Genomic DNA, 14,015 nt, shown 5'->3' on the forward strand with positions numbered 1-14,015 from the left:
TCATGCAATTGCGCAGCGATGTGCTAGCATGGCGCCATGGCCGAACCGGACGACGACGTCGCTGCCCTGGAGCATGATCTGAAGGGTCATCGCGGGCGCTTGCGCAAACGCCTGTTCGACGGCGGGGGCGATGCGTTGCTCGACCACGAACTTATCGAATATCTGCTCGCGATCGCGATTCCGCGCGGCGATACCAAGGCGCTCGCCAAAGCGCTGATGCGCGAGTTCGGCGGGATCGGCGGGGTGCTCACCGCGGATGCCGAGGCGCTCGGCCGCGTGAAGGGGATGGGCGAGATCTCGACCGCGGCGATCAAGATCGCGCACGCAGCCGCGATCCGCCTGCTGCAATCGCAGGTCAGCGACCGCCCCGTGCTCGCCAACTGGCAGGCGCTGCTCGACTATCTCCGCGCGGACATGGCGCACCACGCGATCGAGCGCTTCCGCGTGCTCCACCTCAACACCAAGAACATGCTGATCCGCGACGAGGTGATGAGCAAGGGCTCGATCGACCAGGCCGCGGTGTATGTCCGAGAGGTCATCCGCCGGGCGATCGATCTCGGCTCGGCGTCGATCATCCTCGTCCACAATCATCCGAGCGGGGACCCCTCCCCGAGCCGCGCGGATATCGAGATCACGCGGACGATCGCCGAGGCCGGCAAGCGACTGGGCATCACCGTCCACGACCATATCGTGATGGGCACCGGCGGCCATGTCAGCCTGCGCGCGCAAGGGTTGATCTAAGCAAATCAGGTATCGGTCTACATTCCTGAAAGTGCTGCGTCGTTTTGCCCGCATCTACGTTGTCACACTGAAGGAATTGCATTTGGACAACAAGTTACACGACGAGCCCTCGACCGTGACCGCGGAACATGGGCAGGTTCTGGTCGACGGACCGGACGGGGTCGCGGTGTCGCTGACGCCCGACGCGGCGGTCGAGACGTCTGATCGATTGCTCGAGGCCGCTGTCGAGGCGCGGGGACAGGATTTGGCCGCGACACGCGCGGAAAAGGAGCGGGCGGCGCGCAAGGCGGGCTGACGCGCTGCCTTGCACGCGGACGGAGGCAGACCGACTTGGTCGGACGTTCACGACCCTACCGGGTTTGCGATACGCGTTAGCCTTGCGTCAGAAAGCGCGTGACTTCGGTCTTCGTGAGTGACTTGTTCTTGTCCGCGTCCGCTTGAGCGAAGGCGGCCGAGACCCATTTCTTCGTCTCCGGCGCGTCGGAGCTGGTCGACGGATCGGTCTTGCTCTTCAGCGCGACCATCCAGCCGCCGAATTCAACCGCGCTGAGCTTGCCGTCACCATTCTTGTCGTAGGTCGGAAACTCGGTGTCGACGACCTGCGCGACCTGGCTGCCCGTGGCGGGTTGTTCGCGCGCAGTGGACTGCATCGGCACCGCATCGGTCGTCGAACCTTGCGGCGACGCGATCGCGCCAGACGGATTGGCTTGGCCAGTAGCAGCGCCGGCCGGTGCCGAAGTCTGCGGCGCCGTCGCGGTCGCCTGCGCCAATACGGGTGCAGCAACCAATGCCGCGCCGGCTAGCATAGCATATTTCAACATTGCGTCTCTCCGGTGGTGTTCTACGCATGTACTGAGCCGCTTGGCGATCGAGCATGGCATATACTCGCCGCCGCGAACTGCTCATTCTTTCTATACGCGCTGCCATGCCGGATTCATACGCGAGGCGGGGTATTTGAACCTTGTCCTGCGTCCTGCTACCGCGTTTCGCGCGCAAACGCGGGCAATATGGCACGCGACACGCCTTACCCTTCACGCTCCCGAGGAAACCCGATGGTCCCCCGCTATTCCCGCCCCGACATGGTCGCGATCTGGACGCCCGAAGCGCGCTTCAAGATCTGGTTCGAGATCGAGGCGCACGCCACCGACGCGCTGGCCGAACTGGGCGTCGTGCCGAAAGAGGCCGCCGCCGCGATCTGGGCGAAGGGCGCGTTCGAGGTCGATCGGATCGACGAGATCGAGCGCGAGACCAAGCATGACGTCATCGCCTTCCTGACCAACGTCGCCGAGCATGTCGGCCCCGAAGCGCGCTTCATGCATCAGGGCATGACCTCGTCGGACGTGCTCGACACCTGTCTCGCGGTGCAGCTTGCCAAGGCGAGCGACATCCTGATTGCCGATCTCGACGCGTTGCTGGTGGTGCTCGAACGCCGCGCGCGCGAGCACAAGATGACGCCGACGATTGGCCGCAGCCATGGCATCCACGCCGAGCCAGTCACGTTCGGACTGAAGCTCGCGCAGGCGCATGCCGAATTCGCGCGCAACCGCGCGCGGCTGATCGCGGCACGCGACGACGTCGCGACCTGCGCGATCTCGGGCGCGGTCGGCACGTTCGCCAACATCGATCCATTCGTCGAAGAGTATGTCGCGGGCAAGCTCGGCCTCACGATCGAACCCGTCTCGACTCAGGTCATCCCACGTGATCGTCACGCGATGTTCTTCGCGACGCTCGGCGTGATCGCCAGCTCGATCGAGCGGCTCGCGACCGAAGTGCGTCATCTGCAGCGTACCGAAGTGCTCGAGGCGGAAGAGTATTTCTCGCCCGGCCAGAAGGGGTCGTCAGCGATGCCGCACAAGCGCAATCCGGTGCTGACCGAGAACCTCACTGGCCTCGCGCGGATGGTGCGCGGTTATGTCACACCCGCGCTGGATAATGTCGCGCTGTGGCATGAGCGCGACATCTCGCACTCGTCGGTCGAGCGCTATATCGGGCCGGACGCGACGATCACGCTCGACTTCGCGCTCGTGCGGCTGACCGGGGTGATGGACAAGCTGGTCGTGTACCCCGAGCGGATGCTGAAGAATCTCAACAAGATGGGCGGGCTGGTCCATTCGCAGCGCGTGCTGCTCGCGCTGACGCAGGCCGGCGTGAGCCGCGAGGACGCGTATCGGCTGGTGCAGCGCAACGCGATGAAGGTATGGGACTCGGACGGCGCACTGTCGCTGCTCGACCTGCTGAAGGCCGATCCGGACGTGACGCTGTCGGATGCCGAACTCGAGGACAAGTTCGATCTCGGCTATCACTTGAAGCACGTCGACACGATCTTCGCACGGGTGTTCGGCGCGGCCTGAGGGCGCGCCGGTAGCGCCCGCCCGTCATCCTGACGAACGTCAGGACCCAGAGCCAAGCAGGGCAGCACGCGGTACTCTGGGTCCTGACTTTCGTCAGGATGACGGGTTGCGGCGTGTCTGCCGCCACGGCCACGCAAAGTGCGCGTAACGCAATTGCGATTACGTGTTACAAAATTGCGACACCGCGCAACTATAACCATATCCCGGTTGCCGGATATTGTTCCGGCATCGGAGACCTACTCATGCGCATGTTCGAAACCGTGACCAGCACCATGCTGGCGATCGCGGCTCAAGCGCTGGTGGTCGGGGTGGTCATCACCGCCCTCTGATCCATCGGCCCGCCCGCCCCCTCCCGAGGGGGCGCGGCTAGGTCGGGCAGTCCAAGGCCCGCGAGCGGCTATCGCCTGCGTGGATAGCGCGCGGCGAATTCCTCGTCGGACATCATCAGATACCGGATCATGTCGATCAGCGCCCAAGGCGCACTGATGACAAGTCCGATCACGGTCACGGTTAGCACCAGCATGACGATTCCCGAGCCCGTCCGGCCAAGGTAGAAGCGGTGGATACCGAGCGTGCCGATCACGAACGCCATCACTGCAGCGACGTATTTGTTGCGGTCGTTGGCCGGCGCGGCGATGGCCGCAGGTGGCCCCGCGCGACGCGGGCCCGGCGCGGTAGGCACCGGGAAAACACTAAGCGCACGATCGTTGGCGGTGTCGAAATCGACCTCGATCCCGATCGCCGGCTCGCCCCGATCCGCCCAGTCGCCCGGCACGAACCGATAGCGTTGTCCGTCCTGCCCTGCGACGATCCCTTCGCCGGTGCGGGGGTCCACCCCTAAAACCTGTCCGCGCATATCAATCCTCGATGTTCGCCCGGCAGTTTGACGGCTGCTTCGGATCAGGCAAGTCCGTTCTCGGACTGCTAGACCTCAAGCGACGAATGCGACACCCCGCCAATGTCTGTCGTCGTCATTGTCCCCGACGATCGGCCGGGTCCTCCGCGATCGGGTTGCGCGTTTGCGAGCCTTTGCCGCCGGGTGTCGGGCGACGACACCCAGATAGCGCGCCATGCCGCGAACGCGTAGACCTGCGGCGGCGGCTGCCAGCGCCATGACGATGTCGAGATAGGCCGACATCTCGAAGGTCGTGATCCAGATCGCGATGTCGGGGGCAGCAAGGGTCAGAACCCGGATGCCGTCGCCTTCGCCAACAAGGGTGACCACCGCCGCGGCTGTCATCATCAGGACGATCACCGCCGCGTCCCCTCTGGTAAAGCGCGACAACCGCATCGCCGGCGCGTCGACCAGCATCCGATGCATCGCTTTGCCGATCGGCGTTTGGGACGCGCCGGCCATGATCAGCCAACAAGCTATCGCGGTGAACAGACATGCCAGCATTGCGCCCCCCTATGGTTCAGTATCGCCGTCCCGCTTATTCGGCCGCGAACACGCCCTTGAGCTTGGCGAAGAAGCCCTGGCTCGCCGGGCATTCGTCGCCCGTTTCGGTCTCGCGGAACATCTCGAGCAATTCCTTCTGCCGGTTGCTGAGCCGCGTCGGCGTTTCGACATCGATCTGGACGACGAGATCGCCATGTCCGCGGCCCTGCAGCACGGGCATGCCGGCACCGCGCTGACGAAGCTGCTTGCCCGACTGGATCCCGGCGGGGATTTTGATCTCGTGCGTGCGGCCGTCGAGGCCGGGGATCGACAGCGATCCGCCGAGCGACGCGACCGTGAAGCTGATCGGCGCACGCGCAAACAGCGTCGTGCCTTCGCGCTCGAACAGCGCGTGCTTCGTCACATGCAGGAAGATATACAGGTCACCGGACGGGGCGCCGCGGGCACCCGCCTCGCCTTCGCCCGTCATGCGGATGCGCGTGCCTTCGTCGACACCCGGGGGGACGTTGATCGATAGCGTTTTGGTCTTATCGACGCGACCTTCACCGCGGCAGTCGGGGCACGGGTCGGCGATGACCTGGCCGGCACCGTTACAGACCGGGCATGCGCGCTCGACCACGAAGAAGCCCTGCTGTGCACGAACCTTGCCGTGACCGCCGCAATGCTGGCAGGTCTTTGCGCGCGTGCCAGCCTTGGCGCCCGAGCCATCGCAGGTGTCGCAGAGCGCGGAGACGTCGATCGTGATCTCGGTCGTCTTGCCGTGGAAGGCTTCCTCCAGGCTGACTTCCATGTCGTAGCGCAGGTCCGCGCCGCGGCGTGCCGTCGAGCGGCCACCGCCGCGCTGTGCGCCGCCCATGAATTCGCCGAAGACGCTCTCGAAGATATCGCTGAAGCCGCCGAAATCCTGCGCGCCGCCGCCGTGACCGCCGCCGCCGCCGTTCTGGAACGCGGCATGGCCGAAGCGATCATAGGCCGCGCGCTTCTGCGGGTCCTTGAGGCAGTCATACGCCTCGCTGACCGCCTTGAACTGCGCTTCGCTATCCTTGCAGCCGGCATTCTTGTCCGGGTGATATTTCATCGCGAGCTTGCGGTAGGACGACTTGATCGTCCCCGCATCCGCGGTCCGCTCGATCTCGAGCAGTTCGTAATAGTCTGTCTGGGTACTCATACTTCGCCCCCCCGGCCCCGCCCGTCATGCCAGCGGAAGCTGGCATCTCGTTCCACGGGAGCGGACCCCTGCGGAAGGAAACCCCAGCTTCCAGGCACCCATCGAAGTAATACTTCGATGGGACCCTCGCTGGGGTGACGGTGGGCGGTCATGGTTTTACGCCTTCGGGTTGTCGTCGACTTCCGAGAATTCGGCGTCGACGACGTCGTCGTCCTTCTTCGCCGCATCGCCATCGGCCGACGGCGAGGCGTCCGCCTGGGCCTGCTTCTCGTAGATCGCCTGGCCGAGCTTCATCGCGACCTGGGCGAGCGCGGTGCTCTTCTCGGTCATCGCGTCCGCATCGCCGCTCTCGACCGCAGCCTTGGTCGCGTCGATCGCGGCCTGGATCTCGGTCTTGAGCGACTCGTCGACCTTGTCGCCGTTATCGGCGAGCTGACGCTCCGTCGTGTGGACAAGGCTCTCGGCGTTGTTCTTCGCCTCGGCACCCGCACGACGCTTCTTGTCCTCCTCGGCGAAGGTTTCGGCATCGCGGACCATCTGGTCGATGTCATTGTCCGAAAGGCCACCCGACGCCTGGATGCGGATCTGCTGCTCCTTGCCGGTGCCCTTGTCCTTGGCCGAAACGCTGACGAGACCGTTCGCATCGATATCGAACGTGACCTCGATCTGCGGCACGCCGCGCGGTGCCGGCGGGATGCCGACGAGATCGAAATTGCCGAGCATCTTGTTGTCGGCCGCCATCTCGCGCTCGCCCTGGAACACGCGGATCGTCACCGCGCCCTGGTTGTCGTCCGCGGTCGAATAGGTCTGCGACTTCTTAGTCGGGATCGTCGTGTTGCGATCGATCATCCGGGTGAACACGCCACCCAGCGTCTCGATGCCGAGCGACAACGGCGTCACGTCGAGCAGCAGCACGTCCTTGACGTCGCCCTGCAGCACGCCGGCCTGGATCGCGGCGCCCATGGCCACGACCTCGTCCGGGTTGACGCCGGTGTGCGGCTCCTTGCCGAAGAACTGCTTCACGACTTCACGCACGCGCGGCATGCGCGTCATGCCGCCGACGAGCACGACTTCCGAGATGTCCTCAGGCTTCAGGCCGCCGTCTGCGAGCGCCTTGCGGCACGGCTCGAGCGTACGCTTGACCAGATCCTCGACCATCCGCTCCAGATCGGCGCGCGTGATCGACTTGACCAGATGCTTCGGGCCGTTCTGGTCCGCGGTGATGAAGGGCAGGTTGACCTCGGTCGACTGCGCCGAGCTCAGCTCGATCTTCGCCTTCTCGGCGGCTTCCTTCAGACGCTGCAGTGCCAGCTTGTCCTTGGCGAGGTCGATGCCCTCCGCCTTCTTGAACTCGTCGGCGAGGAACTGGACGATCTTGTTGTCGAAATCCTCACCGCCGAGGAAGGTGTCGCCGTTGGTGGCCTTCACCTCGAACACGCCGTCGCCGATCTCGAGCACCGAGATGTCGAACGTGCCGCCGCCGAGATCGTAGACCGCGATCGTCTTGCCGTCCTGCTTGTCGAGGCCGTAGGCCAGCGCCGCCGCGGTCGGCTCGTTGATGATGCGCAGCACTTCGAGGCCGGCGATCTGGCCCGCGTCCTTGGTCGCCTGGCGCTGCGCGTCGTTGAAGTAGGCCGGCACGGTGATGACCGCCTGCGTGACCGTCTCGCCGAGATACGACTCCGCGGTTTCCTTCATCTTCTGCAGCGTGAACGCCGAGATCTGCGACGGCGAATATTCCTTGCCGCCGGCCGAGACCCACGCGTCGCCGTTCGGCCCGCGCGAAATCTTGTACGGGACCAGCTCGGTGTCCTTCTTGGTGATCGGATCGTCGAAACGACGGCCGATCAGGCGCTTCACCGCGAAGATGGTGTTGTCGCCGTTCGTCACGGCCTGCCGCTTGGCGGGCTGGCCGACCAGCCGCTCACCATCCTTGGCGAACGCGACGATCGACGGCGTGGTGCGCGCGCCCTCGGAATTCTCGATGACCTTGGGCTTGCCGCCTTCCATGACGGAAACGCAGCTGTTGGTCGTGCCGAGATCGATACCGATTACTTTAGCCATGAGTTCTGATTAGCCCCTCACTTGAAACGAAATATGAAATCGGTTCCGCCCCGTTACGGGAGTGGAACCTTTCTGATGATGGGCGCGATATAGGTGGCCTCGCGCTTGCCGCAAGATTGTACCGGTCATAGGATGCACAAGAGGCAGGGGCCGGAGAAAAGTAACCTATGCGTATCGTTTTCGGACTGGGTGTCGCCGCGATGGCACTGGCGTCATGCGCGCCGCCCAAGGAGCTGTCGGTGGACGGCGCCTGGGTGCGGCTCGGCGCGGTGACGGGACGACCGGCGGCGGCGTATTTCACGGTGCATGGCGGGCCGACCCCCGCGACGCTGATCTCGGTGACGACCGATGTCGCGATCAAGTCCGAAATGCACGAGACGATGGCGAAGAACGGCGTGACGTCGATGACACCGCTCGCCCGCGTGGAGATTCCCGCGAAGACCGACGTCGCGTTCGCGCCGGGCGCGCGGCACGTGATGCTGTTCAATATGAACCCCGGGATCAAGCCAGCCGATCGCGTGATGCTGACGTTCGCGTTTGCGGACGGGACGCGGATCCTGAACAATGCGACCGTGGTCGCGGCGGGGACCCCGGTAGGGAAGTGACCCGGGGAGACTTGAGGCGCGCACTGACCGCGGGGGAAACAGCACTCGCCGCATCGGTGTTTGGAAACGCGATCGACTATTCGCAGGTGACTTTGTCCCGGCGCAAATGGGCGTTCTTCCAGCCGCGCGATACGGTGATGGCGCCGCGCGGCTGCATCCACTTCCACCCCAAGGGCGATCTGTGGTGCGATGACTTCGCGCAGGCCCATCTGACGTTGCAGGGGCTGTTCGTCCACGAAATGACGCATGTCTGGCAGCACCAGCGCGGCGTATTCCTGCCGCTCGCACGGCATCCCTGGTGCCGGTACGACTACGCGTTCCGGCCGGGGGTCGCGCTGCACCGTTATGGAATCGAGCAGCAGGGCGAGATCGTGCGGCACGCGTTCCTGCTGCGCGCCGGAGCGACAGTGGCAGGGGCGCCGCCGCTCGCGCAGTATGAGAGCGTGCTGCCGTTCACGTCAACCTGACGAACGTCAGGACCCAGAGCCACAAATGGCACGCTAGGTTACTCGGGGTCCTGACTTTCGTCAGGATGACGGGTGTGGGTTACATCCAGCTGCGACCATCCGGACCGCCACAGCCATAAGGCGGCAATTGCCCCGGGAACCGCGCTTGCATCTTGTGGCAGCCCCAGCTGCGCATCGGCCCCGGCGCATAGCCGTTCAGCGCGATGCCGACCTCGTCATACGGGCTCGAGCCGCGCGCAACGTACATGTACCAGCGTCCGCCGAACATGACCGCTGCCGCGATGAGGACGACGCACGCGACTTGGACGATTTTCTGCATTGAAGACCCCTTTTGTAAAGAAGGGCGCCCCGTTGCAGACAACATGGATCAATTTCAACCATCGATTGGGTAGATCGTGACCCATCCGATCCGCGTAGGTCCGCGGCTTACAGCGCGTCGAAATCGATAGGTTGTGTTCTATCAAGCGCTTGCGGTGCCTCAGGCATCGGATATTTCAGCCCGGTGGCGCAATTGAAAAGAACGACCTTGTCGTCCTCGTCGACCAGACCTGTGTTCAGCGCCTGATGGTACGCCGCCAGCGTCGCGCCGCCTTCGGGGCAGAGCAGCAGGCCGTCCTGCTTCGCCGCGGCGTCAACCGCCTTGAGGATCGCCGGATCACCGACCGCCAGCGCCTGCCCGCCGCTGTCGCGGACCGCGCGGAGGATCAGGAAGTCGCCGACCGCCTTGGGCACGCGAATACCCGCCGCGACGGTGCTCGCATCCTCCCAGCGCTCGGCATGCTCCTCGCCCGCCTCGAACGCGCGGACGATCGGCGCGCAACCGCTCGCCTGCACCGCGAACATCTTGGGGCGCTCGGCGCCGATCCAGCCGAGCTGTTCCAGTTCATCGAACGCCTTCCACATCCCGATCAGGCCGGTACCGCCGCCGGTCGGGTAAAAGATTGCCTGCGGCAGCTGCCAGCCGAACTGCGCGGCGAGTTCGAGCCCCATCGTTTTCTTGCCCTCGATTCGATAGGGCTCCTTGAGCGTCGAGAAATCGAACCAGCGGCCTTCTGCGGCGCCCTTGCCGACGATCGCGCCGCAATCGTCGATCAGCCCGTTGACGCGCCAGACGCGCGCGCCCTGCATCGCGATCTCGCGGACGTTGATTTCGGGCGTGTCGTCGGGACAGAACACGATCGTCTCGATCCCGCAGCGCGTCGCGTAGGCGGCCAGCGCCGCACCGGCGTTGCCGTTGGTCGGCATCGCGATCTTCGTGACGCCGAGTTCCTTGGCCATCGCTACCGCCATGACGAGCCCGCGCGCCTTGAATGACCCGGTCGGGAGGCGGCCTTCTTCTTTTACGAGGACGTTGGGGCCGCCGGATTTTGTCAGCGGCACCAGCGGCGTCTCGATCTCGCCAAGGCTGACGATGTTCGCGGTGTCGCGCACGGGCAGCAGTTCGCGCCACCGCCACAGATCCGTCGGACGCGCCTCGATCGTGTCGCGGGAAATCGCCGAACGCACCGCGTCGAGGTCGTAGCGGACGAGCAGCGGCCTGCCGGCGCGCGACAGGCCGTGCAACTGGTCCGCCTCGTACCGTTCGCCGGTGATCGAGCATTCGAGATGCGTGACGAAGGTCTCGCGGTCCGCGGTGAGGTTCTCGTTCAAGTCGTCATCCTACCACTGCCGAATTCCCGTCATGCTCCGGTTCTCCCGCGAAAGCGGGGCCCCAGGGTTCCGAGCGTTGGCGTGCGTGATCCTGGGCTCCTGCTTTCGCAGGAGAACACCGAAGCTAGCGAAGAGCGTTCAGCCCGCCTTGGCGACGCCGACCATCGCGGGACGCAGCAGGCGGTCCTTGATCATGTAGCCGACCTGCATCTCCTGGACGATTGTCCCCGCAGGCTGGTCACTCGGGATTTCCATCATCGCCTGATGCTTGTTCGGGTCGAGCATCTGGCCCTCCGATACGATCTTGGTGATGCCGTGGCGCTGGAACACGCTGTCGAGTTCGCGACCGGTCGCCTCGAGCCCGGTGACGAGCCCCTTCATCTTCTCGTCCGCACGTAGGTCCGCCGGGATCGCCGACAGGCCGCGCGCGAGGTTGTCGGCAACCGACAGCACATCGCGCGCGAACGCGGTCGCGGCATAGGCACGCGCGTCCTGCGCTTCCTTCTCGGCGCGGCGGCGGACGTTCTGGATTTCGGCCTGTGCGTAGAGGACGTTCTGCTTGGCGTCTGCCAGCTGATTCTCGAGCTCGGCTACTCGGTCGTTCGTCGCGACTTCGGGTGCGTCTTCGGCGGTTTCTTCGCGCAGGTCGGCAGGGGCGTTCTGGTCGGTCTCGGACATGGTCTTCCCTATAAGTTGGGCCGGCTCAACCCATCAACCGGGCGAGCGTTGCGGCCGTGAAATCCACCATGGGCACGACGCGCGCATAGTTCAACCGCGTGGGGCCGATCACGCCCACCACGCCGACCACCCGGCCGTCCAATCCACGGAACGGTCGCGCGATCACCGAAGACCCTGACAACGCGAACAATTTCGTCTCCGCACCGATGAAAATCCGCGTCGAATCGCCCGCGCGCGCGCTGTCCAAAAGTGAAGCGACTTCCTGCTTGCCTTCCAGATCGTCGAGCAGGTCGCGGACCCGATCGAGATCAGCCGCCGCCGCCGCATCGATCAGCCGCCCCTGCCCGCGCACGATCAGCACCGGACGGCGGTTCGCATCCTCGCTCCACACCGCGATTCCCTGCTCGACCAGCGTCCGCGCCGCGCCGTCGAGCGCCGCCTGCCCGTCCGCCAGCTCGCGCTCGATCCGGCTGCGCGCCTCGGCCAGCGTCAACCCGCCGAGCGTCGCCGACATGTAATTGCCCGCCTCGACCAGCGCGGACGGCGTCATCCCCGACGGCATCGCGATCACGCGGTTTTCGACCGAGCCGTCCTCGCTCACCAGCACCGCGAGCGCCTGTTGCGGCGACAGCGTGACGAACGCGATCTGGCGCAGCTTCAGCTCGCGCTTGGGCACCATCACCAGTCCGGCGCACGCCGACAGCCCAGACAGCGCGAGCGTGGTGGCGGCGAGCGCCTCCTCGACCGGGCCACCGACGCCCGCGCGCGCCTCGATCGTCTGGCGCTCCTCGAACGAGGGCTCCATCGCCTGCATCATCCCGTCGACGAACAGCCGCAGCCCCAGATCGGTCGGCATCCGCCCCGCGCTGGTATGCGGGCTGGCGAGCAGGCCCAGCGCTTCGAGTTCGCCCATCACGCCGCGAATCGAGGCGGGCGAGAGGCTCAAGCCCGTCAGCTGCGCGATCGTCTTCGAGCCCACCGGCGTCCCGCTGGCGAGATAGCTGTCGACGACCGCGCGAAAAATATCACGCGCGCGGTCGGTCAGTTCGGTGACGGGAGGCGTGGCCATCGGCCTGATCTAGGGCGGATCCGGCGTCGTACAAAGGGGAATGCACCCTCTCCAACCGTCATCCTGACGAAAGTCAGGACCCTGAGCCACACAGCACGCCGTTCGGTTACCCTGGGTCCTGACTTTCGTCAGGATGACGGCGGTAGTTTGGCTGGCGAGCCGCCGGACGAAAGGCTAGGCAGCGCTTATTGCCCACCACCCGTTCGTCCTGAGTAGGGACTGAGCGAAGCCGAAGGCCCGTATCGAAGGATTGCCCCCAGCGGGCCAGTCCTTCGATACGCCGCTTCGACTTCGCTCAGCAGCTACTCAGGACGAACGGAAAGATTTTAGGATACCGACCATGCGCCCATCCGGCCGCGCCCCAGACCAGATGCGTCAGATCACGATCGAGCCGCGCTTCACCAAGCATGCCGAAGGCTCCGTGCTGATCGGCTTTGGCGACACCAAGGTGCTCGTCACCGCCAGCGTCGAGGAAAAGGTGCCGCCGTTCATGCGCGGCAAGGGCGAAGGCTGGGTGACGGCGGAATACGGCATGCTCCCGCGCGCGACCAACACGCGCAACAACCGCGAAGCCGCCAAGGGCAAGCAGTCGGGCCGCACGCAGGAAATCCAGCGGCTGATCGGCCGTTCGCTGCGCGCGGTCGTCGACCTGAAGCTGCTCGGCGAGCGCCAGATCGTGATCGACTGCGACGTGATCCAGGCCGATGGCGGCACGCGCACCGCGTCGATCTCGGGCGGCTGGGTCGCGCTGCGGCTCGCGATCGACGGTTTGCTCGCGAGCGGCAAGCTGACCGCCGACCCGCTGACGCAGAAGGTCGCCGCGATCAGCTGCGGCATCTACCAGGGTAACCCGGTTCTCGACCTCGACTACATCGAGGATTCGGGCGCGGATGCGGACGCGAACTTCGTGCTGCTCGAAAACGGCAACATCGCCGAGGCACAGGCGACCGCCGAGGGCGCGACCTATGACGAAGAAGCGCTGCTTCGCCTGCTACGTCTCGCACGAATCGGTTGCACAGACATCTTCGCCGCGCAGGCAAAGGCGGTCGCCAAGTGAGCGCTGAGGGGAAGGAGCCGCAGGCGATCCGCAAGCTCCAGCCGGGCAAGCTGGTCATCGCCAGCCACAACAAGGGCAAGGTCCGCGAGATTGCGGCGCTTTTGGAAGGACGAGGGCTCGAAGTCGTCTCCGCCGCCGAACTCGACCTGCCGGAGCCCGTCGAGACGGGCACGACCTTCTTCGCGAACGCCGAACTGAAGGCGCGCTCGGCAGCCGACCTGTCGGGTTATCCTGCGCTGGCGGACGATAGCGGGCTGTGCGTCGATGCGCTGGGCGGCGATCCGGGCGTCTACACCGCCGATTGGGCGGAGACGCCGACCGGTCGCGACTGGATGATGGCGATGCGGAAGGTCGAGGACGCGGTCGTTGCAAAGGGTCCGGACGTCACGCGCGGCGCGCATTTCGTGAGCGTGCTCGCGCTGGCGTGGCCAGATGGCCATGTCGAATGGTTCGAAGGGCGCGCGGAGGGGACGCTCGTCTGGCCACCCCGCGGGAACGTCGGGTTCGGCTATGATCCGGTGTTCGTGCCGCTCGGCTACGACCTGACCTATGCCGAACTGCCGCACGAGACCAAGAACGCGATCAGCCACCGCAACGAGGCGTTCAAGCTGCTCGAAGCCGCGGTGTTCTGATTTGCCGCACGGCGATCCTCCCCCGCCAGGGGGAGGTGGCACCGCAGGTGGCGGAGGGGGGGTCGCGGAACGGGCGTTATCGCCTACCTCCCCCTCCGTCTGGCAAGCGCCAGCCACCTCCCCCTGGCGGGGGA

17 protein-coding genes are annotated in these 14,015 nt (G+C 65.4%); 8 read left to right on the plus strand and 9 right to left on the minus strand.

The window, feature by feature from the left end:
• Nucleotides 1–36 precede the first annotated feature (36 nt).
• Nucleotides 37–741 carry a RadC family protein gene (gene radC, locus ASF00_RS01660; RefSeq protein WP_055873246.1) on the plus strand — a complete coding sequence of 235 codons (705 nt, stop codon included), beginning with the start codon at nt 37–39 and terminating at the stop codon, nt 739–741.
• A gap of 31 nt (nt 742–772) precedes the next feature.
• Nucleotides 773–1,036: a hypothetical protein gene (locus ASF00_RS01665; RefSeq protein ID WP_235525544.1), complete on the plus strand. Its 264-nt coding sequence runs from the start codon at nt 773–775 to the stop codon at nt 1,034–1,036.
• A gap of 76 nt (nt 1,037–1,112) precedes the next feature.
• Here the strand turns inward: ASF00_RS01665 and ASF00_RS01670 are convergent, their stop codons facing one another.
• On the minus strand, nt 1,113–1,562 hold the full coding sequence (locus ASF00_RS01670; protein WP_055873249.1) for a calcium-binding protein: 450 nt from the start codon (nt 1,560–1,562) through the stop codon (nt 1,113–1,115).
• A gap of 231 nt (nt 1,563–1,793) precedes the next feature.
• On the opposite strand from ASF00_RS01670, the gene purB reads away from it, so the two are divergent.
• Complete coding sequence (gene purB, locus ASF00_RS01675) at nt 1,794–3,092, plus strand: adenylosuccinate lyase (protein ID WP_082463159.1); 1,299 nt, start codon at nt 1,794–1,796, stop codon at nt 3,090–3,092.
• 113 nt (nt 3,093–3,205) lie between these two features.
• Nucleotides 3,206–3,421 carry a hypothetical protein gene (locus ASF00_RS18200; RefSeq protein WP_156348129.1) on the plus strand — a complete coding sequence of 72 codons (216 nt, stop codon included), beginning with the start codon at nt 3,206–3,208 and terminating at the stop codon, nt 3,419–3,421.
• Nucleotides 3,422–3,489: 68 nt separating this feature from the next.
• On the opposite strand, the gene ASF00_RS01680 is transcribed toward ASF00_RS18200, so the two are convergent.
• The 4 genes from ASF00_RS01680 to dnaK all read right to left on the minus strand — a co-directional run bounded on the left by ASF00_RS01680 (nt 3,490) and on the right by dnaK (nt 7,723).
• Entirely contained in the window at nt 3,490–3,927 is a 438-nt protein-coding gene (locus tag ASF00_RS01680; RefSeq protein WP_235525546.1) for a TM2 domain-containing protein, read from the minus strand.
• Nucleotides 3,928–4,023: 96 nt separating this feature from the next.
• A complete protein-coding gene (locus ASF00_RS01685) occupies nt 4,024–4,413 on the minus strand; it encodes a hypothetical protein (RefSeq protein ID WP_156357006.1) in 390 nt (129 codons plus the stop codon).
• A gap of 112 nt (nt 4,414–4,525) precedes the next feature.
• Nucleotides 4,526–5,659 (minus strand): molecular chaperone DnaJ, encoded by a 1,134-nt coding sequence (gene dnaJ / locus ASF00_RS01690; protein ID WP_055873260.1) that lies wholly within the window; start codon nt 5,657–5,659, stop codon nt 4,526–4,528.
• 156 nt (nt 5,660–5,815) lie between these two features.
• Nucleotides 5,816–7,723, minus strand: a complete 1,908-nt coding sequence (gene dnaK, locus ASF00_RS01695) for a molecular chaperone DnaK (RefSeq protein ID WP_055873264.1) — start codon at nt 7,721–7,723, stop codon at nt 5,816–5,818.
• A gap of 167 nt (nt 7,724–7,890) precedes the next feature.
• On the opposite strand from dnaK, the gene ASF00_RS01700 reads away from it, so the two are divergent.
• Both ASF00_RS01700 and ASF00_RS01705 read left to right on the plus strand, forming a co-directional pair.
• Complete coding sequence (locus ASF00_RS01700; protein WP_055873267.1) at nt 7,891–8,328, plus strand: copper chaperone PCu(A)C; 438 nt, start codon at nt 7,891–7,893, stop codon at nt 8,326–8,328.
• An 11-nt stretch (nt 8,329–8,339) separates the two neighbouring features.
• On the plus strand, nt 8,340–8,795 hold the full coding sequence (locus ASF00_RS01705; protein ID WP_443024371.1) for a vgr related protein: 456 nt from the start codon (nt 8,340–8,342) through the stop codon (nt 8,793–8,795).
• Nucleotides 8,796–8,874: 79 nt separating this feature from the next.
• Here the strand turns inward: ASF00_RS01705 and ASF00_RS01710 are convergent, their stop codons facing one another.
• The 4 genes from ASF00_RS01710 to hrcA all read right to left on the minus strand — a co-directional run bounded on the left by ASF00_RS01710 (nt 8,875) and on the right by hrcA (nt 12,192).
• Nucleotides 8,875–9,114: a hypothetical protein gene (locus ASF00_RS01710; RefSeq protein ID WP_055873272.1), complete on the minus strand. Its 240-nt coding sequence runs from the start codon at nt 9,112–9,114 to the stop codon at nt 8,875–8,877.
• 107 nt (nt 9,115–9,221) lie between these two features.
• Entirely contained in the window at nt 9,222–10,445 is a 1,224-nt protein-coding gene (locus ASF00_RS01715) for a threonine synthase (protein ID WP_055873274.1), read from the minus strand.
• 138 nt (nt 10,446–10,583) lie between these two features.
• Nucleotides 10,584–11,123, minus strand: coding sequence for a nucleotide exchange factor GrpE (grpE, locus tag ASF00_RS01720; protein WP_055873277.1), 540 nt, complete (start codon nt 11,121–11,123; stop codon nt 10,584–10,586).
• Nucleotides 11,124–11,148: 25 nt separating this feature from the next.
• The gene (hrcA, locus tag ASF00_RS01725) at nt 11,149–12,192 is read right to left on the minus strand and encodes a heat-inducible transcriptional repressor HrcA (RefSeq protein ID WP_055873279.1); all 1,044 of its coding nucleotides are present in this window, start codon (nt 12,190–12,192) and stop codon (nt 11,149–11,151) included.
• Between the two features lie 340 nt (nt 12,193–12,532).
• On the opposite strand from hrcA, the gene rph reads away from it, so the two are divergent.
• Together rph and rdgB are read left to right on the plus strand one after the other, a co-directional pair.
• On the plus strand, nt 12,533–13,249 hold the full coding sequence (rph, locus tag ASF00_RS01730) for a ribonuclease PH (RefSeq protein ID WP_055873281.1): 717 nt from the start codon (nt 12,533–12,535) through the stop codon (nt 13,247–13,249).
• Nucleotides 13,246–13,881 carry an RdgB/HAM1 family non-canonical purine NTP pyrophosphatase gene (gene rdgB / locus ASF00_RS01735; RefSeq protein ID WP_055873283.1) on the plus strand — a complete coding sequence of 212 codons (636 nt, stop codon included), beginning with the start codon at nt 13,246–13,248 and terminating at the stop codon, nt 13,879–13,881. Before rph ends, rdgB begins: the two co-directional genes overlap by 4 nt.
• Nucleotides 13,882–14,015: the final 134 nt, after the last annotated feature.

Source organism: Sphingomonas sp. Leaf34 (assembly GCF_001421805.1).
GTDB lineage: Bacteria > Pseudomonadota > Alphaproteobacteria > Sphingomonadales > Sphingomonadaceae > Sphingomonas.

Coding starts and splice junctions, on each gene's coding strand:
- radC (WP_055873246.1), top strand. CDS start 37: ATGGCCGAACCGGACGACGACGTCGCTGCCCTGGAGCATGATCTGAAG.
- ASF00_RS01670 (WP_055873249.1), bottom strand. CDS start 1,562: ATGTTGAAATATGCTATGCTAGCCGGCGCGGCATTGGTTGCTGCACCC.
- purB (WP_082463159.1), top strand. CDS start 1,794: ATGGTCCCCCGCTATTCCCGCCCCGACATGGTCGCGATCTGGACGCCC.
- ASF00_RS01685 (WP_156357006.1), bottom strand. CDS start 4,413: ATGCATCGGATGCTGGTCGACGCGCCGGCGATGCGGTTGTCGCGCTTT.
- dnaJ (WP_055873260.1), bottom strand. CDS start 5,659: ATGAGTACCCAGACAGACTATTACGAACTGCTCGAGATCGAGCGGACC.
- dnaK (WP_055873264.1), bottom strand. CDS start 7,723: ATGGCTAAAGTAATCGGTATCGATCTCGGCACGACCAACAGCTGCGTT.
- ASF00_RS01700 (WP_055873267.1), top strand. CDS start 7,891: ATGCGTATCGTTTTCGGACTGGGTGTCGCCGCGATGGCACTGGCGTCA.
- ASF00_RS01710 (WP_055873272.1), bottom strand. CDS start 9,114: ATGCAGAAAATCGTCCAAGTCGCGTGCGTCGTCCTCATCGCGGCAGCG.
- grpE (WP_055873277.1), bottom strand. CDS start 11,123: ATGTCCGAGACCGACCAGAACGCCCCTGCCGACCTGCGCGAAGAAACC.
- hrcA (WP_055873279.1), bottom strand. CDS start 12,192: ATGGCCACGCCTCCCGTCACCGAACTGACCGACCGCGCGCGTGATATT.
- rph (WP_055873281.1), top strand. CDS start 12,533: ATGCGCCCATCCGGCCGCGCCCCAGACCAGATGCGTCAGATCACGATC.